This window comes from Bacillus sp. FSL K6-0138 (genome assembly GCF_037982765.1).
In the GTDB taxonomy this organism is placed as follows: Bacteria; Bacillota; Bacilli; order Bacillales; family Bacillaceae; genus Bacillus; species Bacillus glycinifermentans.
In genome coordinates this window covers 1057563-1081622 of the sequence record NZ_CP150286.1, presented here as the reverse complement: position 1 = coordinate 1081622, position 24060 = coordinate 1057563, and the positions used below count along the sequence as shown (strand labels likewise).

Genomic DNA, 24060 nt, shown 5'->3' with positions numbered 1-24060 from the left:
CCTATAAAATAGGGAGTTTTGAAGGAAAGCGCTCTCTTAAGGGGTCTTTTTTCTCTTTAATTTAATTATCAATCACTTATTTTAATTTAAAAATACACAAAAAATACACTTTTCTTCTACAATTGTAACCATACAAATGTGGGGGTGTTTTTCATGGAAGCAGCAAAGAATTTGAAACCGATTACAACCGATCAAAAAGAACATAAAAATGCATTTCAAAAATTGATTCATTGGAAGATCGGCGTCATTCCGTTTCCGCTTTATCTGGCATTATCCATCATTATTTTTCTATCAGCTTATTTTAACCAGCTGCCTAACGATATGCTCGGCGGATTCGCCATCATCATGATTTTGGGAGTCGTGCTCGGAGATATCGGCCAGCGGATTCCGATTTTAAAAGATATCGGCGGACCTGCGATTCTTTCATTGTTCGTTCCTTCATTTTTAGTCTTTTATAAAGTGCTCAACCCGGCGTCTTTGGATGCGGTTACAACACTAATGAAAACGTCTAACTTTCTGTATTTTTATATCGCTTGTTTAGTTGCCGGAAGCATTTTGGGCATGCACCGCACGATTTTAATTCAAGGCTTTATGAGAATGTTCGTGCCGCTTTTGGCCGGTACTATCGCCGCCGTCGCTGCCGGAATACTCGTCGGCTTAATACTAGGCTACAGCCCTTATGAATCTTTCTTCTTTATTATCGTACCGATTATTGCCGGCGGTATCGGCGAAGGAATCTTGCCGCTGTCTCTCGCCTATTCGCATATTTTGGGACAATCTACCGATGTCTTTGTTTCACAGCTCATTCCGGCTGCGATTATCGGAAACGTCGTGGCGATCATCGCGGCAGGATTGATGAAAAAACTTGGCGAAAAGCGTCCTGAGCTAAACGGAAACGGACGGCTTGTCAAATCGAAAAAAGACGATGAAATTTTCAACCAAAAAGAAGAAGAGCCTAAAATTGATTTGAAATTAATGGGCGCGGGCGTTCTGATCGCTTGTACGTTCTTCATTTTCGGCGGCCTGGTTTCGAAATTCATCGCGATTCCAGGGGCGATTTTAATGATCATTGCAGCGGCTGCAGTGAAGTATGCGAAACTGCTGCCGGCCAGCATGGAAAAAGGCGCTCACCAGCTTTACAAATTCATGTCATCAAGCTTTACTTGGCCGCTGATGGTCGGACTTGGCATTCTTTATATCCCGCTTGATGACGTTGCAGCAGTCATCTCTGTTCGCTTCGTTATCGTCTGTGCATCCGTCGTTATCGCAATGGTCACTTCAGGGTACTTTGTCGGAAAATTGATGAACATGTATCCTGTCGAATCAGCGATCGTAACAGGCTGCCACAGCGGTCTTGGCGGAACCGGGGACGTCGCCATCCTTTCGGCTTCAGGAAGAATGGGCCTCATGCCGTTCGCACAAATCTCTACGCGTCTCGGAGGCGCATCCACGGTTATTATGGCAACCATTTTATTGAGATTTTTCACATCATAACAAACAAAAAGGAGTCTGATCGATACGATCGGATTCCTTTTTTTGTTTTCAGCGTTTTACAACTCTGATATATTCCCTCGGTTTAAAAGGAGCGTTTTCTTTTTCCATACCGCTTTCCGTCTGCATCGGGGCGAAATCGCCTTCAGACGTCCGCTCTTCTTCCGCCCCTGCTTCCGGATCGTTTTCAATGGGCATTTCCCTGTTGATGATAAACGCTCCCGCAAACATCGAGCAAAACAAACCGAGGCTGGCAAAAGCTTTTGTTCTCATCTTTTATCACCTTTCGAATAGTTTGTTCAAAAAAAAATGTATTATACAAATGCCTTATTTTTTGATAAAATTGTTTTCAAGTTCATAAGACCCCATAAAACCTTGATCCTTCGCGGTCATGCAGCCGTCCAAAAATTGAGTTATAATTTGTCTAGGTCGCCAGCTCTAAAAAAGTACAGCACGTTTGAAAATGATCGTATGGAACAAAATGTATGTATATAAGCTATCAAAAGGAGGTTAATGATGACGTCTTTACATATTGCAATAGTAGCGCCTTTAGTACTCGCCTTCTTGATTCCGCTGTTGGCGAAATATGTCCGCAAGATTCATACGGGCTGGTTTGTTCTTATTCTGCCTGTTTTATTATTCGTTTATTTTTTCCGTATGATCGGCATGACTTCACATGGCGGGACGTTAAAAGCAACTTTGGAATGGATTCCTTCCTTCGGCATTAATTTTACCGCCTATGTCGATGGTCTGGGACTCCTGTTTGCCCTCCTGATTACGGGGATCGGGGCACTGGTTGTTCTGTACAGCATTTATTATCTGTCCAAGGAAAAGGAACAGCTCGGGCCGTTTTACGTTTATCTGCTCATGTTTATGGGAGCGATGCTCGGCGTCGTACTTGTTGATAACGTCATTGTACTTTATTTATTTTGGGAATTGACCAGTATCTCTTCTTTCCTGCTTATCGGCTATTGGCACAAGCGGGAAAAGTCGCGTTATGGCGCGACAAAATCGATGCTGATCACGATTTTCGGCGGCCTTTCGCTGCTTGGAGGATTCATCCTGCTCTATATCATCACGGGTTCATTCAGCATCAGGGAAATGATCAGCCAGGTTGACGCCATATCGGCGAGCGGCTTTTTCCTGCCGGCTCTCGTGCTGATTTTGATCGGAGCTTTTACAAAATCGGCTCAATTTCCTTTTTATATCTGGCTTCCGGATGCGATGGAAGCACCGACGCCGGTCAGCGCTTATTTGCATTCGGCGACGATGGTCAAAGCGGGCATCTATTTGGTGGCAAGATTCACGCCCGTTTTCGCTTTTTCGGGAGAGTGGTTTTGGATCGTATCTTTGACCGGGATCATTACGCTTTTCTGGGGTTCATTCAATGCCGTCAAACAGACGGATTTAAAAGCGATTCTCGCATTCTCCACCGTCAGCCAGCTCGGAATGATCATGTCAATGCTCGGCGTCGGGGCGGCGGCTTTGCACTTTGAGCAGTTTAATTATTATTTGGTCGCGGTCATTGCCGCCGTCTTTCATTTGATCAACCATGCCACTTTTAAAGGCAGCCTTTTCATGGCGGTCGGAATCATCGATCATGAAACCGGAACGCGGGATATCCGCAGGCTCGGCGGTTTAATGACGATCATGCCGATCACCTTTACCATTTCGCTGATCGGCGCGTTTTCGATGGCGGGATTGCCTCCGTTTAACGGGTTTTTGAGCAAGGAAATGTTTTTTACGAGCATGCTTAGAATCACTGACTTCAACCTGTTCAGCGCTGATACGTGGAGCTTTTTGTTCCCTGTGCTTGCTTGGACGGGCAGTGTGTTTACGTTTATTTACAGCATGGTGTTGCTGTTTCAGACATTCGGGGGGAAATATCAGCCTGAAAAGCTTGAGAAAAAAGCGCACGAAGCTCCGCTCGGCATGCTGATTTCGCCGATCATCCTCGTGTCTCTGGCTGTGATCTTTTTCTTTTTCCCGAACATTCTGTCTTATACGATCATTGAGCCTGCGGCTGCTTCAATTATGCCGAGCCTTTTGGACGGGGATGAAAAATTCAAGGTCCATATTTCGATATGGCACGGTTTTTCGCCTGAGCTCTTTATGACGATCGGAGTTGCGGTGCTCGGTGTTCTCGCTTATCGAACCCTTGGCAAATGGAGGAAGGTCTATAGCCTGTTTCCTGATAAGCTGACGCTGAACAACTTGTACGACCGTTCCCTCTACGGGCTTGAAAAGGGCTCCAACAAAGCCACACGGACGTACATGACGGGTTTCCTTCGGGATTACCTCGTATACATTTTTGCATTCTTCATTATCGCAGTCGGCGGTACGCTTGTGCTGACGGGAGGCTTTTCCTACAGCGTGAAAGGGACCGCTTCAATCGGCGTTTATGAGCTCGTTTTGTCAGCGGTCATGATTGCCGCCACTTTTGGAACGGTTTTTGCGAGATCAAGGCTGACGGCGATTATCGCACTCGGTGTCATCGGCTATACGCTCGCTTTGTTCTTTGTAATTTTCAGAGCGCCCGATCTGGCGCTGACGCAGCTGATTATCGAAACGATTTCAGTGGCGCTGTTCCTGCTGTGCTTCTATCATCTGCCGAAGCTCAACTTCAAACCGAAAACGAAAACATTCAGGATCACGAATGCACTCGTTTCGATTGGCGTCGGAGCTGTCGTGACGCTGCTTGCTTTAGCTTCAAACAGCCAGCGCTCCCTTGAAAGCATTTCGTCTTATTTTATTGAAAACAGCTATAAGCTAGCCGGCGGCCACAATATCGTCAACGTGGTGCTGGTTGATTTCAGGGGATTTGATACATTATTTGAAATTACCGTGCTTGTCATCGCCGCGCTTGGCATATACGGAATGATCAGGCTCAGAATGGAGAAGGGAGGAGAAGAGCATTGAATAAACAGCAGACAAACGATGTGATTTTGCAGACCGTTACAAAGGTCGCCTGCTTTATCATTTTGCTCTTTTCATTCCACCTGTTTTTTGCAGGCCATAACAATCCGGGAGGCGGCTTTATCGCAGGGCTGATGACGTCTTCTTCCTTCGTGCTGCTCCTGCTTGCCTATGATTTGAAAACGGTGAAGAACATCCTGCCTATCAATTTTATTTATGTGGCTGCAACAGGCTTATTCATCTCCGTCTGCACTGGGATCGGGTCGTTTGTATTCGGCGCTCAGTTTCTCTCGCATGCGTTCGGCTATTTTCACCTTCCGCTTCTCGGGAAAACGGAGCTCGCCACCGCCGTGCTGTTTGACACCGGCGTATACCTCGTAGTGGTCGGAGTGACGATGACCATTATTCAGACGATTGGAGAGAGAGAATAATGGAGATTTTAATGGCGTTTATTGTAGGAATATTGTTCACGGCAGCGACTTATTTAATGCTGTCAAAAAGCCTTCTGAGGGTGATCATCGGAACGGCCGTTCTCAGCCACGGCGTACACCTCCTTTTGTTGACGATGGGAGGATTAAAAAAGGGTGCTCCTCCGATTTTAAAAAACGATACAGCGTCTTATGTCGATCCGATCCCTCAGGCTCTTATTCTGACGGCGATCGTCATCGCCTTCGGCGTCACGTCTTTCCTTTTGGTCATGGCCTTCCGCGCCTACCAGGAGCTGAAAATGGACGATATGGAACAAATGAGGGGAAATGATCAACATGAATAACCTTGTCATTCTGCCAATATTGATTCCTTTATTGGCCGCGGTTTTGCTAATCTTTATGAACAAATCGATCAAGCTGATGCGCGCCTTCAGCGCCGTCTCTTCCCTTGCAGCCGTGGCAGCGGCGGCCTTGCTCGTTCAGACCGTATTCACGGACGGGATACAAACCTTGTATCTTGGCGGGTGGAAGCCTCCGTTCGGGATCATCCTTGTCGCTGATCAATTCGCCAGCATTCTCGCATTGACGACTGCGATCATCGGATTCGCGACCGTCTTGTATTCGTTTCGTTCAATCGGGGAAAAACGGGAGCGCTTCTTTTATTATCCGGCTGTCCAATTTCTGCTTGCCGGTGTAAGCGGAGCTTTTTTAACGGGGGATTTGTTCAACCTGTTCGTGTTCTTCGAAGTTCTTTTAATGGCTTCATACGTTTTAATCGTCATCGGCGGCACGAAGATCCAGCTGAGAGAATCATTGAAATATATCGTATTTAATATTATTTCTTCCGCTTTATTCGTGATCGGAGTCGCTTATCTATACGCCGTGACGGGCACATTAAACATGGCGGACCTCAGCGTGCGGATCAGCGAATCCGGACACGCCGGGCTGATCACCGTTATCGCCGTGCTGTTTCTCATCGTCTTTGGATTGAAAGGCGGGATTTTCCCGCTTTATTTTTGGATGCCCGGCTCTTATTATGCGCCGCCTGCGGCCGTTTCCGCTTTGTTCGGGGCGCTGCTCACCAAAGTCGGAATGTATGCGATCGCCCGCGTTTTCACGCTGATTTTCACGCAAAACGCCGGATATACCCATCAGCTGATGGTCTGGCTTGCGGCGCTCACGATCATATTTGGCGTTATCGGGTCAATCGCCTATTGGGACGTCCAAAAAATCATCATCTACAATATCGTGACAGCGGTCGGGGTGATTCTGTTCGGCATCGCCGCCAATACGCCCGCTTCCATCGAGGGATCCATCTATTATCTGATACACGACATGATCATTAAGGGAGCGTTGTTTATGCTGTGCGGGGCGCTGTTTGCGCTGGCCGGAACGAACAGCCTGAAAAAAATGAGCGGCTATATGAAAACCCATCCTGCCCTCGGCTGGATGTTCATGATTTCTGCCGTTTCATTAGCCGGAATTCCGCCCTTCAGCGGCTTTATCGGAAAGCTGAAAATTGCCGAAGGCGGCTTTATCAGCGGAGAGTTCGTCATCACCCTGCTGATGCTGTTATCAAGTCTGCTTGTCTTATATTCCGTCATGAAAATATTTATATACGGGTTTTGGGGGGAAGAACGGAAAGACGCTTCGCGAAACAGATCGGTGAAAGGCTTCATTTATCCGGCAGCAATCCTGCTCTTTCTGTCACTCGCGGTCGGAATCGGCACCGAGTTCGTCGCTCCGTACTTTCATCAGGCAGCCGATACGCTGATTCACCCTGAAAAATACATTGAAGCCGTTTTGAAGGAGTAGATCGCATGGCATTACAAATCTTGCTGAATGTTATTCTTGCATTGTGCTGGATGTTTCTGAACAATGATCCAACCGCCGTCGGCTTTATCACCGGCTACGCGATGGGATTATTCTCGCTCTTTTTACTGAGACGCTTCTTTCCGCGCCGTTTTTACGTCCTGAACATTTGGGCGATCATCATGCTTCTCTTGATTTTCATCAAAGAACTGCTGCTCGCCAATCTCAGCGTGCTGAAGACGATCCTGGCGCCGAAGCTGAAAAATAAGCCGGGGATCTTCGCTTTTAAAACAGACCTGAAAGCAGACTGGGAAATTACGACCTTGGCGAACCTGATTACGCTGACGCCCGGCACATTGGTTATCGATATTTCAGATGACCGTTCGATTCTTTATATACATGCGGTCGATATAGACGATGCCGAAAAAGCCATCTACGACATTCGGCATTCGTTTGAAGAGGCCATTAAGGAGGTAAGCCGCTGATGTTTGAATTCATTCTCCAGCTCTCGCTCGGCATCCTGGCGATCTCCACTTTTTTATACGTCATCAGGGTGATCAAAGGACCGAGCATCCCTGACAGAGTGGTGGCGCTTGATGCGATCGGCATCAATCTGATCGGTATTACGGCTCTCGTCTCGATTCTTTTAAATACGTCCACATTTTTAGAGGTTATCTTGCTGATCGGCATTTTAGCATTTATCGGAACTGTTGCATTTTCAAAATTCCTTGAGAAAGGAGAGATTATTGAAAATGATCGAAGCCGCTAAAATTGTCATTGCCGTTTTCATTCTTTTAGGGGCGCTGATCTCCCTTGCCGCGTCATTTGGAACGTTAAGGCTCCCTGACGTCTATTCGAGAATCCACGCCGCTTCAAAAGGTGCGACATTAGGCATTATCAGCGTTCTGCTCGGCGTCTTTTTTTACTTCTGGTTCCTCCACGGCATCATCGCGGCAAAGGTGCTGCTCGGTATCGTCTTTGTCTTCCTGACGTCTCCCGTAGGCGCCCATTTGATCGCACGTGCCGCTTACAATTCAGGGGTGAAAATGGAAGAGAAAAGCGTCCAGGATGATTACGAAGGATACAGAAATTTCGTCATCAAAAAGAAAGAAGACTCTTATTTATAAAGAAAACTCGCCGAAACGGGCGAGTTTTTTTGATGAAATGGTTATGATGAGGAGGAATGCTGGACGACCGCCATGGTGCATCGAGACACGGAAATGAGCCGATCCTCTTCATCGCGGATGTCAATGTGGAATACCATCGTGGATCTTCCGACATGAAGCGGGGTTGCGACCGCTTTAACAGTCCCTTCCTTGATGGATTTGATATGGTTGGCGTTAATCTCAAGCCCGAAACAGGCCTGCCGCTTTGGATCGATGTGCTGATATGCTCCGATGCTGGCCACCGTTTCGGCCAGTGCGACAGATGCCCCTCCGTGAAGAAAGCCAAACGGCTGGCGCGTCCTTTCATCAACAGGCATGACAGCAACGCAGCGTTCTTTATTGCATTCCGTCACTTCAATGCCAAGCGCTTCAAGAAGCGTATGTTTCGTCTCCACTGGACAAGTTCTCCTTTCCTTAAAGTACGCCTTCGGATTTTGCGATCAATACAGCTTCCGTACGTGATCCGACATTCAGTTTGTTAAATACGGAAGTCAGGCTGTATTCGATCGAACGTTTGCTCAGATGCAGCGCATCGGCAATCTCCTGATTCGTATAGCCTTTTTCGACCTCTTTTAAGATCAGGCGTTCTCTTTCAGTCAATACGTCATGCTGGGTCTCTTGGCTGCTTGATTTTGTTTTTTGCTTGGTGATCAGATCTTTTAAGTAATCATAATCGACGACGATTTTATTATCCAACACCTGATATATGTACTCAATAATCTTTTCCTTTGACTCTGTTTTGCTGATCGCACCATGCATGCCGGAACGAATCGCTTCTTCAAAATAATCTTCTACTTCGTATCCGGTATAAACGATAATTTTGCATGATGAACAGGTCTCAAGGATTTTCTTGGAGAGGTCCATTCCGTTGATTTCGCCCAGATTCAAATCCATTAAGATCAGGTCATATGCAGAAAAATCATGTTTAGTCAGAAATTGTTCGCTGGCTTCCGGACTGAGGCAATCGACAAGAAAATCCTGATTCGTTTCAAGAATTGCCTTTGTCCCCTCCATGACAGCCGGATGATCATCGATCACAAGTAATCTTCTCATAATTTCCTCCCTTTTCCGTTCACCTAACACCATTTTATAGAAAAAACTTGGCAGATGACAAGCAAAATTCCTTTACTAAACATTACAATTCCATTTCAATGATGACCTTGAATCCTTTTCCCTCTGCTGTTTTAATGTCCAGTTTACCGTTCAATGCGCGGACGCGCTCGCGAATTCCCGACAGCCCCATACTGGAGCTGTTTTGATAAAGCTTGTCCTGATCAAAACCGATGCCGTCATCTTCATAATGGAGCACGACTTTTTCCTTAATGCAAACGAGCATAACCAAAACCTCATGCGCCTTCGAATGTTTCACTGCGTTGCTCAAAAGTTCCTGGACGATTCTGTACAGATTCAGCTGTGTATCGAGATCAAGCACTTTTGAAAACCTTTCCGTGTTTAATCTGATCCGAATCGAAGAGGATTCCTGATGCTGCGCCGCCAGTTTGGAGAGTGCTTTAACGAGGCCGAGATCGTACAATAGCTGCGGTCTCAGCTCCTGGCACGTCTCCCTCGTCATCTGGATCACATTCGACATTTGCTCATTCATATTGACCAGCCTTTGCTCAATTTCGGCCGTGCACACTTTATCTTTTTCAAAATCGGCAAGAAACATCTCGCTTTGATGCTTCAAAGAAATCATATCCTGAAGCACCGAATCGTGTAAATCCCTCGCCAAATCGGACCTCTGCTTCTCCTCGATCGCAAACATCAGCTTATTCAGCCATGCCGGATTCGGCCCTTCCTTTTTCACATTCTCAAGATGTTCCATCAGCTCGCCGATCTTCAGAACGTTTTCCAAGGAAACGCTCGTATAAAATGCCAGCGTCTCAAGCCACGAAATCTCATCACGGGTCAGCCTAGGCGTATTTAAAATCGACAGGCACAACATGACATAAGACGTCCCGCCCCGTTCACCGATTTTAATGAGAAACCCGCGGTCGACTTCGACGATTTTGCCGATTTCGGTGACGGCTTTGACAGCATCTTTTTCATATGGCTTCCAAACATGATCATTCACATCATCACTAAGCAGTCTCACTGTTCCATCATTTTTTAATTCAAGGACATATGCTTGGCTAACAAGTAATACATCAAGGATTGTGTTAGCTAATTCTCTAAAAACTTCTGATAAAGATGTTGAGCTTCGGATCATTTGTGTAAATTTAAAAATACTGTCCTGATAATTAAATTTTTCAGAAAATCTCTTTAATCGGAAGCGAAAATCAAGAATTTCCTTTAGATAAAAAACACCTAGCATGATAAAATATATAAAAATTGTTATTTTAATTGTATTAAAACTGTTGCTAATCTCTTGGGTTAAGGTAATTACACCTACAGAAATAAGAGTAGGCAATATAGCTAGCAACCCGTAATATCTAAATCGTCCTAATAAAAAATCGATATCATATATCTTAGTGGCAACAAACTGATAAACAAGCGAAAAAGGAATAATTAATAAAAAAGGAACAACAAACATTGCCTGAAATATATAATCGCCAATAAACACATAAGGGATGACGTAGAATATCAAAAATGGAATAAACGCAACAAAATTTGTTATAACCAGAATACGTAAAAAATAAGCTTGTTCAGAATACTTATATTTAATTAAACCATAAATGATTAATGAAAATGCTATAGTCGTAATAAGCAAGAATGAGATCAAGTTAAAACTTTTAATAGAACTATAGGATATCTCTAAAGTGTCACTGAAAATCTCGACTAATAAATTCAATACACCCACAGGGTATAGAAAAAGAAATATCTTATTACTAAAAAACACCTTTCCTTTTTCCTTAAAGTATTGATAAATATAATGAAGATATAATACAGGGACAAATTGAAAAGTTATCATCGTGACATAAACACTAAGGTTATCCCCTTTTGCAGCTCCCACTGAAGAAGAATAAGATGTTGAAGTTACTAAGAGAAATACAATCAAAATAAAAGCCGAAGCCGCGTTTAATTTTTTATTAGATTTTATTATAAAATAAACACAAAAGAGAGATAGAAGATAAAAGATCATTGGAATAATAAATAAAAAGAAACTTTCATAACTCAACAGTTCATATCCAGTTTCTACTAAACCGATCTCCCCATCCCTTTCCACAATCAATGATTTAACATCATTTAATTCTTTCTCTAACTCTTCTTCATTTGATTTTAATTTATCAACGTTTTTTCCATTTATTTCTCTAATAATATCGCCGTTTTTGAATCCAAGTGATTGTGCTAATGATCCCTTTTCAATTTGAAAAACTTGATACTCATTTTTCGCATTAAACTCCATTGTCATTCCAAGGTAGCTCGAATGAAGGTTTACATAAATAATATAAGGAACAAACGCTAAACTTATTAAAATTATGATTAAAGAGAGTTTATTATAATTAACATTCATGAATTTTACATCCTTATAAGAAGATCATTCAGAAATTACCTTATATCCAAAATCCTCCACCATACCACCTTTTCCCCAATAATCTAATACTGTCAACCACAGTTTCTGTTTTTTCCTGGTCAATTCCTAAAAGACACGCATTCCCATCAATAATCTCTTTTAACACAGCTGGGTTCTTCAATAAAAAGTCTACAATATCCTGCATAAAACTCTCCTTAACAAATCGTTTTTAAAAGGGCAGATGCTAATCGTTGAATCTCACCTTCCCCCAATTCCAACCCCGCTATCCCCTTTTTAAATTTCTGAATAGCGAGCTGATTCATGACATACATATACTGAGTGACGCCTGCTGCCTTTAACTTTTCTTTGTAGCATTTTATTTCTATATCGGTAAATTTATCCTCATCTTCAAATATATTTAACAAATCAATTGACGCCTGATTAAATTTTCTTGTCAAATATAAGTAAGCGAGCGTCCGCTTCTTTTTGGCGATGTCGCTTTTTGAATTATAAAAAAGGGCTTTATAATCGTTTTCGATCTGTGCTGCAATTCCCAACTGGCAGGCGTATTCTTCGACCGTCGGATTGAATTCGCCCGTGGCCAGCATCGTTCCCAAAACGCACGGAAGAGCCGTCAGGGAGCCCGATTTGCGTTTAATCATGTCGAGACACTCATCTTCGGTTGCAGACCGATTGCTCAGATCATCATGCTGTCCCTGCATCGATTGAAGCGTATATTCCATCAATTTATGTAAAAATACTGGCTCATTTGAAACACAACTGATCACTTTGATGCTAAGTGTGTAAAGGGCTGTCGCCGCGTTCAGAGCGACCGCGCGGTTCATCCTCATCCAAGGCTCATCCGGACTGTCTTCATCCTCTAAATCATCGAAGATGTCAAACGAAAGTATCAGCAGTTCGATCCCTGCTCCAAGCGTTTCTGCTTTATCCGTATCTGTGCCGCCGAAACTAAAGTAATGGTAAAAAACAAGTTCGCTGAAATGCAGATGGTCCTTTGCATCTACAAAAGAGCGCAATGTTTGATTTAAATCGCCGTTGGGAATTTCATCGTCTATAAAATGATTCATTTTTTGCTTGATTTTATCATGATCTAGACTGAAAAGCTTAGAGATGACACTCCCTCCTTTCTTCATATTTTACTAAATCAAATTCCTGATTGACAGTGCATTTTTCTTTTTTAACAATTATATAATAATTTATCCTTTTTTTGGGTCGTAACCGCAAAAAAAAAAAAAAGACTTGTGAAACAAGTCCTTTTAAGAGGTTTTTAAATATGAGTATTTATCATATTGGTCGATACTTTTGTTAATCTTGCGCAAGGAGTCTTTCGTTTCCCTGATTTCATTTTCAAGCCGCCAAAGCAATTGCTTTAACTCTTCAATTTGTTGCTTTTCCACTGATTCCACACTCCTTTTGGAAGATCAATCAATTTGTGTATAGTGAACGAGTCATAGGTATTTGATCTGTTAATACAAGTTTAAAGGGAAATGACCACTTTTTCACCGAAAAGTTGGCCTGACATTCGTGCGTTACACCGCAAACATTCAATAGACCATAACATCCATTTTACATCATTGAGCACTAGTTCTCAAACCCTAAGAAAATTTAAAAACTTTTCATTTTTTTCAAAAGGAAAACTTCAACCCTCTTCAAAATCCTTTTATAACAGGAATAAGAGCAAAATCAGTTCGTTTTATGACCGTAAGCCAAAAGTATCATCTGATGGAAAGCAAAAAAACGGACGGAGTTGCGGAACGCAACCGCGGCGTCAACACCGAAAAAAAACGCAAAACGATATTGCGTATGTTTTATCCTGAAAAAACCATTCCTTGTGCTCACACCGCAAAAACCGCAATTTGACCCGTAAAATGAAAAATGAGGTGTTCAGTTTGTTTCCATGTTACATCATCAACGCGCATTGGGCATATCCGTACCGTCATGTTCATGATCGGCAGCTATTTCCCGAGGTCAAAACAGACGTGTTTCTCCGCTCCGCAAGAACCGCAAACAGCCTGATGGCTGACGGGCAGCTGATCCTAAACAGAATAACTGCTTCGCGCGACCTTGCGCGAAGAATTATGGAAGCTGCGCAAAGATCGCAAAAAGAAACCGTCATCGCGCTTCTGAGACAAACCGGTATCAGAAGCCGGCTTGACGTATCCTTCAATCCGGACGGCCTCCGCATTATTCTCATCAATCCATCCAGTACAATGTCACTGATGCTGCGCTGGTCTTGAAAACGCAAAAAATCCGGCTTCTCGTATGAGAACAGCCGGATTTTTGGACGTTATAATATCTTGTGACACCATTCGATGGCTTCAAGGTAGCATCGGTGTGCTTCCTCCTTTGTTAAGCCGTCTGTTTGCGAGGTATCTTCCCATTCGTTTCGCTCAATTAATTTCGCAAGGTGCAAAACTTTTCGATAGTCGTTCTCTTTGCCAAGCAGCGCCTGTCCCACTTCGTCTGTCAGCGGCAGTTCACTGATGACTTCCGTCAGTTCCTTGTGCAAAAGCGTATCAATAAATGAAAACATTCCTGTCAGCATATAGGAAGAAGGCTGGGGACGCCTTGTTTTTTTGGCCAGCAATTCGCAAAGCTTCGCCCGGATCAGCGAAATTTTCACGACTTCGTTTTTGCTTGAATTTTGTTTTTTTGTCAGGTCTTTAAATGAGAGGATGTAGATCCATCTTTTGATTTCTTTAAATCCGAGCAGCACGATCGCCTGGCGGATGCTTTTAATTTTTTGTATCGGCCGGCTGGCTGCAGAATTCAGCAGCTTCAAGAGCTGGTAGGATAGCGACAAATCCTTTTCAATAATATTTGTGACAACCTGAATGTCAGGCTGTTCTTCGCTTAGCTCATGAAGCAGTTCATAATAGGCATGAAAATGATATGTAATGTCCTGACCGTCGATCACGACAGGTTCACTGAAAAAATACCCTTGAAACAAATGAAAACCGTCGGCCGCGGCCTGTTCATACTCTTTTCTCGTCTCGACTTTTTCAGCAAGAAATTTCAGATGGTAAGACCGGCAGGAATGCAGAATGAACCGCCGTTCGGCCTGCGTCGTTTTGAAAAAATCGACCTTTAGTATATCGATATACTTCAGCAGCTGATTGAGAAGCTCTTGATTCCCGCTGTGTTTTAAACAAAAATCGTCAAGGGCGATCGTATATCCGAGCTTTTTCAATTGTCTGCACCTTCTGATCAGGTCCCGGGTGATCGGGACATCTTCGAGAATCTCCACGACAAGCCGATCGGGATCAAAATACGTCGGCAATCCCGATTTCAAAAGGCCCTCTGTAAAGTTTACGTAGTATTTTTTACCTTCTGTCAGTTTATTGATTCCGATATTTACAAAGCTGTTGATCATTAGTTCTGTCGTCGCCTGGTCGCCGTCCGTTCCAGAGAAAAAGTTTTCTTCGCTTTCCCTGTATAAAAGCTCATATGCAACGACTTGTTCATTTCTGTTGAAAATTGGCTGTCTGGCAACAAATACCCTCATTCTTCTTCCCCCTAGCGACTCAGGTACCTTTGATCTAAGTATATCAAATAAATGGACGAATCCCTTCGACTTGCGAAAAAATTCATTGAAAAAAAACAGATAATCGCCGAGAATTATCTGTTTTTAGCATCCAGCTATACGGTCGTTTGCATGATCAGTCCCGATCCAGGCTTTTGATCGCTTTGATTTTCGCCTCATGAATCTGCTGCATTTTGTTATTCCAGCATGCTTCGCTTAAATCAACCGGATATTCTTCAGGCTTGCTGATCCGTTTATACTCTTCCCAAAGCAAATTAAGATTTTCCTGAACGTACAGCTTAATATCCTGAATGCTCGGATTCTCATAAACGAGCCTGCCTTTTTCGAAAATCGGTTTATGAAGATCTTTTGCGTCGAAGTTCGTAACAAATTTGCTGATAAACGTATGGACGGGATGAAACATTTTAAGCCGCTCCTGCTCATTCACCTTTTCGTAGTCCAAAGCGATATAGTCGCCTTCTGAATGATGATTCAGCTGGTTGATGATCCGATACACTTTTTTCTGGCCGGGAGTCGTTACTTTTTCCGGATTTGAAGAAATCTTGATCGTATCTGTCATTTTCCCGTTCTCCTCGATTGAGACGAGTTTATAAACCGCACCGAGAGCCGGCTGGTCATAGGCGGTAATCAGCTTTGTTCCGACGCCCCAGACGTCGATTTTCGCCCCTTGGGCTTTCAGGTTCATAATCGTATATTCGTCAAGATCGCTTGAGGCGACTACCTTCGTATCTTTAAAACCCGCTTCGTCCAGCATCGCTCTCGCCTTTTTGGACAGGTATGCAAGATCGCCGCTGTCAAGGCGGATTCCTGTAAATTCGATTTTATCGCCGAATTCTTTAGCTACCTTTATCGCATTGGGAATGCCTGAGCGGACCGTATCATATGTATCGACTAAAAACACGCATTTTTTATGGGTTTCCGCATATTTTTTAAATGCTGTGTATTCGTCTCGATAGGCCTGTACAAGTGCATGGGCGTGCGTGCCTGAAACCGGAATGTCAAACCGCTTTCCGGCGCGGACGTTGCTCGTGGCATCAAAGCCGCCGATGATCGCCGCTCTTGCACCCCACATCGCCGCATCCATTTCATGCGCGCGTCTCGTTCCGAATTCAAGCGCTGTTTCGTCACCGATCACGCTCTTGATTCTCGCTGCTTTCGTAGCGATCAATGTTTGATAATTCACAATGTTGAGCAAAGCGGTTTCAACAAGCTGCGCCTCGGCCAGCGGAGCTTCGATCCGCATGATCGGCTCATTTCCGAAAACGATTTCCCCTTCCTGCATGGAATAAAGGGACCCGGTAAATCTCATCCCTTTTAAAAAGGCGAGAAAATCGTCTTTGAAGCCGAGCTCTTCTTTTAAATAAGCTAAATCGCTTTCAGTAAATCTGAAACCTTGCAAATATTCAATCGCTTTCTCCAGACCGGCAAATACCGCAAAACCGCTGTCAAAAGGGAGCTTTCTGAAAAACAGTTCAAAGACGGCTTTTTTTTGATCAATGCCGTCGCGCCAATAGGTTTCCGCCATGTTAATTTGGTAAAGATCTGTATGAAGTGACAAACTGTCGTCTGTAAACCGGTGTTCCAACCTTCATTTCTCCTTCCTCAATCCGACACTGAGGCTCCAAGGGCGTTTGCAAAATGGGTAAGAGCCCAGTCGTGTCCATCCGGGTTGAAGCTAGCCACTGCGTTTTGATGAATGACAAGATCAAACCCTTTATTATAAGCATCAACTGCTGTATGCAATACGCAAATATCTGTGCACACGCCAATTAAATGCAGTTCTTTGATGTCTCTTTCGCGAAGCTTCAATTCGAGATTCGTTCCCGCGAAAGCGGAGTACCTTGTTTTTTCCATGTAGTATACATGACTGTCATTTTCGTGTTTTTTAAAAAGCGTTTCGAGCTTTCCATATAAAGCCTGTCCAGATGTGCCTTTTATATTGTGGGGAGGAAACAAGCGCGTTTCCGGGTGATGCAAATCGAGAGCATCATGGGCATCGACCGCAAAGACGACAAAGTCGCCGCTGTTTATAAACGTTTCCGCAAGCTTTGCGACGGCACCTTCAATTTTTTGGCCCGGCTCCCCGCACGTCAGCTTTCCGTCTGATGCGACAAAATCGTTCGTATAATCTATGCATATAAGAGCTTTTTTCATTGACGCCCTCCCCGCCTTTTGTATGATAGGTAACATTATAACTTATCTACTCGGACAAGTGAATGGGCGAAACAGCCGGAAGAGTTTGGCAAGCCGCGCCGCAAGCGGCTTTTTTAAGAAAAAAAACAAAACGTTTTTTAGCCTTTTGAACGTTCAAATATATCGTCCTCGACATAAATCGATTGTTTATCAACAGCGTCTTTCGATACGAGAATCAACCCGAGCGGTGTGTCAGACTCCCGGTTTGAGACGATCGAGAAAGGAACCCCGTGCTTGTTCGCGGCCTTGATGTAGACGGAAAAACGGGAATAATCGATGTCTCCGTTCAACAGCAATGCCGCATCAGAGTTTGATTCGATCGCGGTGATCACTTCATCGTACGCTTTCGGGCGGAGAACTTGTCCCTTTGTTAAAGCGATGATCACCCTTTCCCTCAACGAGCCCAAAAACAGCCTTCGCTCATCCGGCTTTGTTTCGCGGACTCCGTGCATCCCCTGCTGCAAATATAGATCGATTGATTCATCGCTCATGTTAAGACCCCCAGTTTATCTTGGCTGCAAAATTTGCGGTGATGACCGCAGCGTTTTTTATCCAGTATGGCATGAAACGGGCGGGGATAAACTTCGCTTCTACATTTCGGTTACCCATTGAACGATCTTCAGCGAAAGCTCCTCTGCCGCATCACTTTGCATGTTTTTTAGCAATGAACTTTTCAGTTTATCTGCGAGCACCTGCTTTTCTTCCTCATAGGAGATCAGCATGCTCCATTCCAGTTCCGGAACGGCTACAAGCGTATGAAACTGCTTTTTATTTTCATGCAGAAAAACATCCGTGATCAATGTTTCTCCGTTCATTACGTTCGCTTTCCTTATTTTCATGTCTTTCCACCTGCCTGTCTGTCTTTTTTCCCATTATACTACAAAAAACAAACAGCCTCTTTTAAAAGAGACTGTCATGCGTTAAAGCCCACCGTTCCATCGAAAACATCCGCGTCCATGAAGCTTGTTTTGCTTCTTTTGTTATTGACGTACCCAAAGTCGCCAACATGAAACCCTCCGCATCCTCCGATTTCGGACGATTGCGCCGTTTTTGGAGAAATGGCAAACACGTCTCCAAAAAAAATGGCGCTGGAGTCGACGACCTCCCGAATCAGAACCGGACCTACAATTGCAGGCATCATTCCACCTCCGCCATTCCTTTTACGATAGGATATGGGCCCTGCGGAAAAAAGGTTCTCAGAAATTTGATCTTAAGCTTCTTTCGTCATTTCCTTTTTCGATCTCTGCCTTAAACGGACGAGCCGGACGATATTCAATGTGAAAGCCTTCAGCACAGCGTAGGTCGGAACGGCAAGTATCATGCCGAGGACGCCCCCGAAGCTGCCGGCGCCGAGCAATAAAAGAATAATCGTCAGCGGGTGTGTGTTAAGGCGCTTGCCGATAATCAGCGGCGACACGAGGTTTCCGTCGATCTGCTGGACGACAACAACCACGATCACGGCAATCAGGGCTTTCGTCGGCGAGTCGAGAAACGCGATAATGACCGCCGGAGCCGCACCAAGAAACGGACCTACATAAGGAATGATGTTCGTCACGGTCATGATCATGCCGAGAATCAGCGCATACTTCACACCGGCGATCAAAAACCCGATGTAGCAGCCGATTCCGACAAAAAGGCAGACGATCAGCTGTCCCTGAATATAAGCGGCAAGCGTATCATACAAATCCTTAAAAATTTTCAAGCCTTCGTTTTTATATTGATCAGGAAGAATTTTTACAGCCAAATTCGGAAAACGGTGTCCGTCCTTCAGCATGTAAAACAGGATAAACGGGACGGTCAAGGCAATCAGCGCAAGATTGGTCACAACCCCAAACACGGAAGACAGGCTCGCCGTAATATTTTCCGGCAGATTCGTCAGAAAATCTCCGATTGATCTTTCGATTTTTGATACAGAAACAAAATCCTGATTCATCATCCATGTGAACCACTGTGAATTCGATAATTGTTTGATGAAAATTTGGATCTGCTTAACAATGTCCGGAATATTATTAAATAAATCGGTGACCTGCTTTGTAAACATTGGGCCGATAGATGACAGCACAAACCCGATGAGCGCCAGAAACGCCAAATAGATCAGCAAAATGGACAAAGTTCTCGGCAGCTTTTTCTCTAAAAGCCGTACGACAGGGTTGAAGATGAAATACAAGATCCCTGCGATCAATACCGGAAAAAACAGTGTCGATGCGAACACAATAATCGGTTCGAACAGGAAAGACACTTTTGTAGAAACAAAAATAATAAGGAGTACCAATAAAATTTGTACCGTCCAAAAATGAGTCTTTGATTTAAACAACTTTTTTCCTCCCGGTTTTTTCATTACTCTAAAAACTACTATTCACACCATCGCCTGTCAACTATTTTTCTTCCATACATACGAAGAAACCGAAAAAGGGTTTCATTTTCCTCTTATGGCAAAATCATTTGACATCTCTCCTCGTTGTAATTATTATATTTACAACGAAAGGATGATTTTGATGAAAATCAGCAGCAGATTTACGATAGCCGTTCATATGCTAGCCTTGTTGCACGTTCGAAGCGATCCTTTGACATCGGAACAAATCGCCGGCAGCGTCAATACAAATCCGGTTATCATCCGCCAAATCAGCCGATTATTAAAGAAAGGAGGCCTGATTGAGGTGAAGCGCGGCTCCGGCGGTGCCTACCTGCGGAAAGATGCTGACGCCGTTTCTTTATATGATGTCTATAAAGCAGTTGAGGTCGTCGGCGAAGGCGAACTGTTCCACACTCACGAAAATCCGAACCCCGATTGCTGGGTCGGAGCGAATATCAACCAGGTTCTGGAGCTTATATTGGTAAAAGCGCAAACAGCCATGGAGAATATCCTCCGGGATGTTTCCATACAGGATGTGACTGAACTGATCATCCAAAAAAAGAATGCTTCTCAGGAAGCATAATTTTTTCACCTCGTTGTAATAAATTCTATTACAACAGATTTTTTCGTTTTCGTTGTAATAAAATTTATTACAACGAAAGGAGCGAGAAACAAAGGGCAAATAACATAAAGGGAGGAATCAGCATGGCTGAAAATACGATAAAAGAATTAAACTGGGAGCAACATATCAATTCCTACATTCAATTGATCCCTAATATTGAATTTTTAAAAGCGGGAGACACATCCCTAACATTGAATCTGCTCGTATACCGCAACCCGATGGATGCGTTGTTTGGCAGAAAAGGCAATCAGGAGAAGTATCCATTGATGATTTACCTGCAAGGGTCGGGCTGGGGCTGGTCAAAGCAGGATACGTTCGCCTTTATTCCGCAGCTTGTTCAGTTTGCAGAGCAGGGTTATGTCGTGGCAAGCGTTCAATACAGAGGGAGCGGGGAAGCGGTATTTCCGGCACAGCTTCATGATGTCAAGACGGCGGTTCGTTTTTTAAAGGCAAATGCTTCCCGCTTCAACATTGATCCGGGCAGAGTAGGCGTTTGGGGAGATTCCTCAGGCGGCCATTTGGCTCTTTTGCTCGGATTGACTGAAGGAATTGAAGAGTTTGAAGGGAACGAATACCGCCATGTCTCGAGCAAAGTCCATGCAGTTGCCGACTGGTTCGGCCCGACAGATCTTCTTTCGATGAGCAAATATCCATCAATCTTCGACCACGATTCTCCTGATTCTCCGGAATCCAAACTGATCGGCGGAGCTGTTCAAGAAAACAGAGAACGGGCAAGAAAAGCGAGTCCGATACATTACGTTCACAAGGATGCGCCCCCTATCTTGATCATGCACGGGGATCAGGATGATATCGTCCCTTATGAACAAAGCGTTCAAATGTTTCATGCGTTAAAAAGAGAGGGCTGTGATGCGGTGATGTATAAAATAAATGATGCCGGTCACAGCGGATTTACGCAGGCTCATATCCTCGACGTTGTCAAATCGTTCTTTCGCAAGCATCTGCATCCCCGGAAAGCTTGAAAAGGAAGGCCGGTGTCCCGGCCTTCCTTGAAAATATTCCACCCGTTTATGAAGATTCTCTAAATTTTTTTCAGATGACGGTATAAAGTTCGCCTCGCGACAATATTATGAAACCGCTTACAAATTAAACCCCGAGGTGAACTTTATGAAAAAAATGGTGTTCTTGATTGCTGTGCTGCTGTTTTTGTATCCGCTTACATCAGAAGCGGGCTTTAAGGGAGGAGACGGCGATCCCGGCTATTGGTTCACGGGCGATCCTGTAGAAGCCCCTGATCCGCAAAAACCGCCGATCGTTTTTATCCATGGCTTAAACGGGTCGTCAAGTATTTGGTTTGATGAAAATGACATGTCGGAACAGGCATGGAAAAACGGCTATGAAACAGCCTATATCGATCTGTACCCTGATAAAGACATGCGGGACAACGGAGCGCTCCTCGCCTCCAGGCTGCGGGAAATGTATGAACACTTCGGCCGGAAAATGATTCTCGTCTCCTACAGCAAAGGCGGCATTGACACCCAATCAGCGCTTATTTACCATGACGCCTACCGCTATGTAGAGCATGTCATTACACTCGGAACCCCCCATTACGGATCACAGCTGGCAGACCTTGCATACAGCAGCTGGGCCGGATGGCTTGCCGGAATTATAGGCGTGAAAAATGACGCTGTCTATTCTTTGCAGACCGGCTACATGGCCTCCTTCCGGGAGCAGGCCGACAGCCACCCAAACAGGGCAAAAACGCGCTATTACACATTGGCGGGCAATAAAATCGGCGGATTCGGGAGCGTATTGTTTTTCGGAGGCGTCTATTTAAACATGTTCGGGGCAAATGACGGGGCTGTGGTCGAAAAAAACGCGAGGCTGCCGTACGCATCAAACGTGGCAGCCGGAAAATGGGATCATTTTTCGATTATAAAAGGGAATATCACGTTTCCCGTTTTTCAGTCTTTATTACCGATCGGTCAACATGCAAGTGCAGAATCGCAAACAGAAAAAGTTTCCTACCCGTACATCAGGGGCGGGATAAATGAAGGGATAAAAGAAGAAGAGTTTTCGGTGGAGAAAGGGGTAAAAGAAATTACCGTTCATTGGCTGAGCAATCATTCCTCGGGAAATATCAAACTGACAGACCCTCACGGCAAAGCTGTCACGGGCTTTTCGCTGTCAAAAACAGCAGACGTATTTAAAGGCGGGTTTGTTCATTCAGCTACTGTGAAACACCCGGTTTCAGGAAAATGGAAGATCTCATCTTCCGTAAAGCAGAAGGAAGCCTATTTATTCGTCGCAACATTTGACTCCCAGCTTGATCAACAGATTGCAAAGACTCTTGATGCGAAGACGTCAAGCCTTGCAAATGTCAAAACCGCCGTCCGCTCCATACGGTATGAAAACGGAAAACAGGTTGAGAAAAAAGGGCTCAAATCCGTCACAGCCAAAACGCTGCAGCAAAACCTTTCGTTCAAACAAGCGGGAATGTATTCGGTGACGCTCGACATCTCAGGAAAAACAGCGGACGATAAGGCGTTTAACAGAACGATCATCAAATCCGTTTATGTAAATGACAAAGGGCAGAGGTTCGAACAAAACCCTTTGCATTAAACCGTTTTTTTCATGGGTAAACGCGCTTGCTCAACCATGCGATCAAGCTGCTTGATTTTTTCGGCTGCAAGCTCAGGATCGATTTTGCGGTAATGATGATTTCCGCCGGGCTCTTCGTCAAGCTCATCGGCTTTTTTGACGATTTGCTGCAGCTTGTTTTTATCCAGGTCGCCTTCTGGCAGGTATGAATCGGTATGAAGCAGAATAGCCAAGGCGATCTCTTTTGCGGCTTTGGGCTCCTCGCCGAGGCGGATCAGCAGCTTGTGGGCGCGCTCCGCTCCTTTGATGGCATGAATGTCGTTCTGTTTGTACTTTTCATAGTCCCACTCGCCATCTGTATACCATTCATAATGGCCGATATCATGCAGCAGCGCTGCTTTTGTCGCAACATCCGGGTCAACGCCGGCTTTAACAGCCAGGCGGTATGCATGGTACGCACACGCCACAGCATGGGCGACGCCTGATCGTCTTAAATATTTTTGTGCGATTGGATGGGTGAATACATCCATTAATGTTACGTTTCTCATGTAAACCCCTCCTTTATATATTTTTAGAATCCTAACATATTTTTGCGGAAATCTCAATGATTCTGACACATCATCAATGAGAATTCCGCTTTCGTTTGTTTTTTGCGGAATGCTGCGCCGGCGGACATTTTTTAGTGGATCTTAAGAGGGCTGTGTGTAAGACGGGCAATCGGAGGAAAACAGAAAAAAGGACCTTTTTCAAGGCCCTTTTTTATAAAAATTCTTTGATGTCATACACCCTGCCGTTTTCAAATTCGGTCTCAAGGAGATCGAGCAAAATGCCGGCGACAAATGATGTGCTTCTCAGCTTACCTTCTGTTTGGTACGCTTTGAACCGTTCGATTTCGTAAAAATCTTTTTTCGATGAGGACCGTATAACCTCCTGCATGCCCGTGTCCATGACGCCGGGCGAAAACGAAATCATCTTTACCGGAAAGTCCTCGTCTTCCTGTTCGAAGCCGAATGTTTTCGTAAACATGTCAAGCCCTGCCTTTGAGCTGCAATAGGCGCTCCAGCCTTTATAAGGATTTTTGGCTGCGCCTGAGGATATGTTAACGATCGTTTTGTTGCCCTGAAAACTTTCTAGCCATTTTGTAAACAGCTGACTGAGGATTACGGGCGCTAATAAATTCAGGTCATAATGGCGCCTCAGCTCCTCCCGCCCGGCTTCGCCCGCGCGTTTGATCGGCGTTACCATTCCCGCGTTGTTGATCAGCGTAATGGAATCAACATCAGCCGGTTGGACGGCGTCCGTAAACCTTGCAAACCACATTTCTGCTTCGGCAAGCTGCGTCAAATCGACCTCGTGCTGACTCAGCCGGTCATGGCGGATGCCGGATTTGCTTCTCGATACGGCATGGACAAGATGCCCTTTTTCCAAAAGCCCTTTGACAATCGCTTCACCGAGGCCTTTTGACGCCCCTGTGACAATGGATAAATGCATGCGGATTTCC

The 24060-nt window shown here is 44.6% G+C and carries 28 protein-coding genes; 12 read left to right on the top strand and 16 right to left on the bottom strand.

Going from position 1 to position 24060, the window contains the following annotated elements; genetic code table 11:
- Positions 1-153: 153 nt before the first annotated feature.
- Positions 154-1494 carry a 2-hydroxycarboxylate transporter family protein gene (locus MHB78_RS05935; protein ID WP_046131679.1) on the top strand — a complete coding sequence of 447 codons (1341 nt, stop codon included), beginning with the start codon at positions 154-156 and terminating at the stop codon, positions 1492-1494.
- A 48-nt stretch (positions 1495-1542) separates the two neighbouring features.
- On the opposite strand, the gene MHB78_RS05930 is transcribed toward MHB78_RS05935, so the two are convergent.
- Complete coding sequence (locus MHB78_RS05930; RefSeq protein WP_046131680.1) at positions 1543-1764, bottom strand: hypothetical protein; 222 nt, start codon at positions 1762-1764, stop codon at positions 1543-1545.
- A gap of 243 nt (positions 1765-2007) precedes the next feature.
- Here MHB78_RS05930 and MHB78_RS05925 point away from each other — a divergent pair, with 243 nt between their 5' ends.
- From MHB78_RS05925 to mnhG, 7 genes are read left to right on the top strand one after another with little or no spacing between them, the layout of a single operon-like run.
- Positions 2008-4410: a Na+/H+ antiporter subunit A gene (locus tag MHB78_RS05925; RefSeq protein WP_046131681.1), complete on the top strand. Its 2403-nt coding sequence runs from the start codon at positions 2008-2010 to the stop codon at positions 4408-4410.
- Positions 4407-4838, top strand: coding sequence for a Na(+)/H(+) antiporter subunit B (locus MHB78_RS05920; protein ID WP_046131682.1), 432 nt, complete (start codon positions 4407-4409; stop codon positions 4836-4838). The genes MHB78_RS05925 and MHB78_RS05920 overlap by 4 nt, the downstream gene beginning before the upstream one ends.
- Positions 4838-5179 carry a Na(+)/H(+) antiporter subunit C gene (locus MHB78_RS05915; RefSeq protein WP_046131683.1) on the top strand — a complete coding sequence of 114 codons (342 nt, stop codon included), beginning with the start codon at positions 4838-4840 and terminating at the stop codon, positions 5177-5179. The genes MHB78_RS05920 and MHB78_RS05915 overlap by 1 nt, the downstream gene beginning before the upstream one ends.
- On the top strand, positions 5172-6650 hold the full coding sequence (locus MHB78_RS05910; RefSeq protein WP_046131684.1) for a Na+/H+ antiporter subunit D: 1479 nt from the start codon (positions 5172-5174) through the stop codon (positions 6648-6650). The genes MHB78_RS05915 and MHB78_RS05910 overlap by 8 nt, the downstream gene beginning before the upstream one ends.
- Before the next feature lie 5 nt (positions 6651-6655).
- Positions 6656-7132 (top strand): Na+/H+ antiporter subunit E, encoded by a 477-nt coding sequence (locus MHB78_RS05905; protein ID WP_046131685.1) that lies wholly within the window; start codon positions 6656-6658, stop codon positions 7130-7132.
- Positions 7132-7416 (top strand): Na(+)/H(+) antiporter subunit F1, encoded by a 285-nt coding sequence (locus tag MHB78_RS05900; RefSeq protein ID WP_046131686.1) that lies wholly within the window; start codon positions 7132-7134, stop codon positions 7414-7416. Before MHB78_RS05905 ends, MHB78_RS05900 begins: the two co-directional genes overlap by 1 nt.
- A complete protein-coding gene (gene mnhG / locus MHB78_RS05895) occupies positions 7400-7774 on the top strand; it encodes a monovalent cation/H(+) antiporter subunit G (protein WP_046131687.1) in 375 nt (124 codons plus the stop codon). The genes MHB78_RS05900 and mnhG overlap by 17 nt, the downstream gene beginning before the upstream one ends.
- A gap of 41 nt (positions 7775-7815) precedes the next feature.
- Here mnhG and MHB78_RS05890 read toward each other — a convergent pair whose 3' ends face one another.
- From MHB78_RS05890 to degQ, 6 genes are all read right to left on the bottom strand, one after another.
- Positions 7816-8208 carry a hotdog fold thioesterase gene (locus tag MHB78_RS05890; protein WP_046131688.1) on the bottom strand — a complete coding sequence of 131 codons (393 nt, stop codon included), beginning with the start codon at positions 8206-8208 and terminating at the stop codon, positions 7816-7818.
- A 19-nt stretch (positions 8209-8227) separates the two neighbouring features.
- Positions 8228-8866: a response regulator transcription factor gene (locus tag MHB78_RS05885; protein WP_046131689.1), complete on the bottom strand. Its 639-nt coding sequence runs from the start codon at positions 8864-8866 to the stop codon at positions 8228-8230.
- An 82-nt stretch (positions 8867-8948) separates the two neighbouring features.
- Positions 8949-11267 (bottom strand): ATP-binding protein, encoded by a 2319-nt coding sequence (locus MHB78_RS05880; RefSeq protein ID WP_046131690.1) that lies wholly within the window; start codon positions 11265-11267, stop codon positions 8949-8951.
- A gap of 40 nt (positions 11268-11307) precedes the next feature.
- Positions 11308-11472 carry a competence pheromone ComX gene (gene comX, locus MHB78_RS05875; RefSeq protein ID WP_046131691.1) on the bottom strand — a complete coding sequence of 55 codons (165 nt, stop codon included), beginning with the start codon at positions 11470-11472 and terminating at the stop codon, positions 11308-11310.
- A gap of 10 nt (positions 11473-11482) precedes the next feature.
- Complete coding sequence (locus MHB78_RS05870; RefSeq protein WP_046131716.1) at positions 11483-12355, bottom strand: polyprenyl synthetase family protein; 873 nt, start codon at positions 12353-12355, stop codon at positions 11483-11485.
- Between the two features lie 189 nt (positions 12356-12544).
- On the bottom strand, positions 12545-12685 hold the full coding sequence (gene degQ / locus MHB78_RS05865) for a degradation enzyme regulation protein DegQ (RefSeq protein WP_046131692.1): 141 nt from the start codon (positions 12683-12685) through the stop codon (positions 12545-12547).
- A 492-nt stretch (positions 12686-13177) separates the two neighbouring features.
- Between degQ and MHB78_RS05860 the strand changes: the two genes are divergently transcribed.
- A complete protein-coding gene (locus tag MHB78_RS05860) occupies positions 13178-13525 on the top strand; it encodes a hypothetical protein (RefSeq protein ID WP_231947384.1) in 348 nt (115 codons plus the stop codon).
- Between the two features lie 50 nt (positions 13526-13575).
- On the opposite strand, the gene MHB78_RS05855 is transcribed toward MHB78_RS05860, so the two are convergent.
- From MHB78_RS05855 to MHB78_RS05825, 7 genes are all read right to left on the bottom strand, one after another.
- Entirely contained in the window at positions 13576-14793 is a 1218-nt protein-coding gene (locus MHB78_RS05855; RefSeq protein ID WP_046131693.1) for an HDOD domain-containing protein, read from the bottom strand.
- Positions 14794-14947: 154 nt separating this feature from the next.
- Positions 14948-16417 carry a nicotinate phosphoribosyltransferase gene (locus MHB78_RS05850; RefSeq protein ID WP_046131694.1) on the bottom strand — a complete coding sequence of 490 codons (1470 nt, stop codon included), beginning with the start codon at positions 16415-16417 and terminating at the stop codon, positions 14948-14950.
- A gap of 17 nt (positions 16418-16434) precedes the next feature.
- Positions 16435-16986: a cysteine hydrolase family protein gene (locus MHB78_RS05845; RefSeq protein WP_046131695.1), complete on the bottom strand. Its 552-nt coding sequence runs from the start codon at positions 16984-16986 to the stop codon at positions 16435-16437.
- 137 nt (positions 16987-17123) lie between these two features.
- Positions 17124-17516 (bottom strand): YueI family protein, encoded by a 393-nt coding sequence (locus MHB78_RS05840; protein WP_046131696.1) that lies wholly within the window; start codon positions 17514-17516, stop codon positions 17124-17126.
- Positions 17517-17615: 99 nt separating this feature from the next.
- Complete coding sequence (locus MHB78_RS05835) at positions 17616-17864, bottom strand: YueH family protein (protein ID WP_046131697.1); 249 nt, start codon at positions 17862-17864, stop codon at positions 17616-17618.
- A gap of 74 nt (positions 17865-17938) precedes the next feature.
- Complete coding sequence (locus MHB78_RS05830) at positions 17939-18163, bottom strand: spore germination protein (RefSeq protein ID WP_046131698.1); 225 nt, start codon at positions 18161-18163, stop codon at positions 17939-17941.
- 72 nt (positions 18164-18235) lie between these two features.
- The gene (locus MHB78_RS05825; RefSeq protein ID WP_046131699.1) at positions 18236-19339 is read right to left on the bottom strand and encodes an AI-2E family transporter; all 1104 of its coding nucleotides are present in this window, start codon (positions 19337-19339) and stop codon (positions 18236-18238) included.
- Between the two features lie 181 nt (positions 19340-19520).
- Here MHB78_RS05825 and MHB78_RS05820 point away from each other — a divergent pair, with 181 nt between their 5' ends.
- The 3 genes from MHB78_RS05820 (at position 19521) to MHB78_RS05810 (ending at position 22580) form a co-directional block, all read left to right on the top strand.
- Entirely contained in the window at positions 19521-19961 is a 441-nt protein-coding gene (locus MHB78_RS05820; RefSeq protein WP_046131700.1) for an Rrf2 family transcriptional regulator, read from the top strand.
- Positions 19962-20083: 122 nt separating this feature from the next.
- The gene (locus MHB78_RS05815; protein WP_046131701.1) at positions 20084-20980 is read left to right on the top strand and encodes a prolyl oligopeptidase family serine peptidase; all 897 of its coding nucleotides are present in this window, start codon (positions 20084-20086) and stop codon (positions 20978-20980) included.
- 145 nt (positions 20981-21125) lie between these two features.
- Positions 21126-22580, top strand: a complete 1455-nt coding sequence (locus tag MHB78_RS05810; RefSeq protein WP_046131702.1) for a hypothetical protein — start codon at positions 21126-21128, stop codon at positions 22578-22580.
- Here the strand turns inward: MHB78_RS05810 and MHB78_RS05805 are convergent.
- Positions 22577-23107, bottom strand: a complete 531-nt coding sequence (locus MHB78_RS05805; RefSeq protein WP_046131703.1) for an HD domain-containing protein — start codon at positions 23105-23107, stop codon at positions 22577-22579. The genes MHB78_RS05810 and MHB78_RS05805 overlap by 4 nt on opposite strands.
- A 211-nt stretch (positions 23108-23318) precedes the next feature.
- Entirely contained in the window at positions 23319-24050 is a 732-nt protein-coding gene (locus MHB78_RS05800) for a (S)-benzoin forming benzil reductase (RefSeq protein WP_046131704.1), read from the bottom strand.
- Positions 24051-24060 lie beyond the last annotated feature (10 nt).

What these genes read in the sequence shown, in the direction of transcription:
- comX (WP_046131691.1), bottom strand. Translation starts at nt 11,472, where the DNA reads ATGCAGGATATTGTAGACTTTTTATTGAAGAACCCAGCTGTGTTAAAA.
- MHB78_RS05885 (WP_046131689.1), bottom strand. Translation starts at nt 8,866, where the DNA reads ATGAGAAGATTACTTGTGATCGATGATCATCCGGCTGTCATGGAGGGG.
- MHB78_RS05910 (WP_046131684.1), top strand. Translation starts at nt 5,172, where the DNA reads ATGAATAACCTTGTCATTCTGCCAATATTGATTCCTTTATTGGCCGCG.
- MHB78_RS05925 (WP_046131681.1), top strand. Translation starts at nt 2,008, where the DNA reads ATGACGTCTTTACATATTGCAATAGTAGCGCCTTTAGTACTCGCCTTC.
- MHB78_RS05820 (WP_046131700.1), top strand. Translation starts at nt 19,521, where the DNA reads ATGAAAATCAGCAGCAGATTTACGATAGCCGTTCATATGCTAGCCTTG.
- MHB78_RS05810 (WP_046131702.1), top strand. Translation starts at nt 21,126, where the DNA reads ATGAAAAAAATGGTGTTCTTGATTGCTGTGCTGCTGTTTTTGTATCCG.
- MHB78_RS05845 (WP_046131695.1), bottom strand. Translation starts at nt 16,986, where the DNA reads ATGAAAAAAGCTCTTATATGCATAGATTATACGAACGATTTTGTCGCA.
- MHB78_RS05915 (WP_046131683.1), top strand. Translation starts at nt 4,838, where the DNA reads ATGGAGATTTTAATGGCGTTTATTGTAGGAATATTGTTCACGGCAGCG.
- MHB78_RS05930 (WP_046131680.1), bottom strand. Translation starts at nt 1,764, where the DNA reads ATGAGAACAAAAGCTTTTGCCAGCCTCGGTTTGTTTTGCTCGATGTTT.
- MHB78_RS05800 (WP_046131704.1), bottom strand. Translation starts at nt 24,050, where the DNA reads ATGCATTTATCCATTGTCACAGGGGCGTCAAAAGGCCTCGGTGAAGCG.
- MHB78_RS05935 (WP_046131679.1), top strand. Translation starts at nt 154, where the DNA reads ATGGAAGCAGCAAAGAATTTGAAACCGATTACAACCGATCAAAAAGAA.
- MHB78_RS05830 (WP_046131698.1), bottom strand. Translation starts at nt 18,163, where the DNA reads ATGCCTGCAATTGTAGGTCCGGTTCTGATTCGGGAGGTCGTCGACTCC.
- MHB78_RS05835 (WP_046131697.1), bottom strand. Translation starts at nt 17,864, where the DNA reads ATGAAAATAAGGAAAGCGAACGTAATGAACGGAGAAACATTGATCACG.
- MHB78_RS05880 (WP_046131690.1), bottom strand. Translation starts at nt 11,267, where the DNA reads ATGAATGTTAATTATAATAAACTCTCTTTAATCATAATTTTAATAAGT.
- MHB78_RS05900 (WP_046131686.1), top strand. Translation starts at nt 7,132, where the DNA reads ATGTTTGAATTCATTCTCCAGCTCTCGCTCGGCATCCTGGCGATCTCC.
- MHB78_RS05805 (WP_046131703.1), bottom strand. Translation starts at nt 23,107, where the DNA reads ATGAGAAACGTAACATTAATGGATGTATTCACCCATCCAATCGCACAA.
- MHB78_RS05840 (WP_046131696.1), bottom strand. Translation starts at nt 17,516, where the DNA reads ATGAGCGATGAATCAATCGATCTATATTTGCAGCAGGGGATGCACGGA.
- MHB78_RS05905 (WP_046131685.1), top strand. Translation starts at nt 6,656, where the DNA reads ATGGCATTACAAATCTTGCTGAATGTTATTCTTGCATTGTGCTGGATG.
- MHB78_RS05870 (WP_046131716.1), bottom strand. Translation starts at nt 12,355, where the DNA reads ATGAATCATTTTATAGACGATGAAATTCCCAACGGCGATTTAAATCAA.
- mnhG (WP_046131687.1), top strand. Translation starts at nt 7,400, where the DNA reads ATGATCGAAGCCGCTAAAATTGTCATTGCCGTTTTCATTCTTTTAGGG.
- MHB78_RS05855 (WP_046131693.1), bottom strand. Translation starts at nt 14,793, where the DNA reads ATGAGGGTATTTGTTGCCAGACAGCCAATTTTCAACAGAAATGAACAA.
- MHB78_RS05815 (WP_046131701.1), top strand. Translation starts at nt 20,084, where the DNA reads ATGGCTGAAAATACGATAAAAGAATTAAACTGGGAGCAACATATCAAT.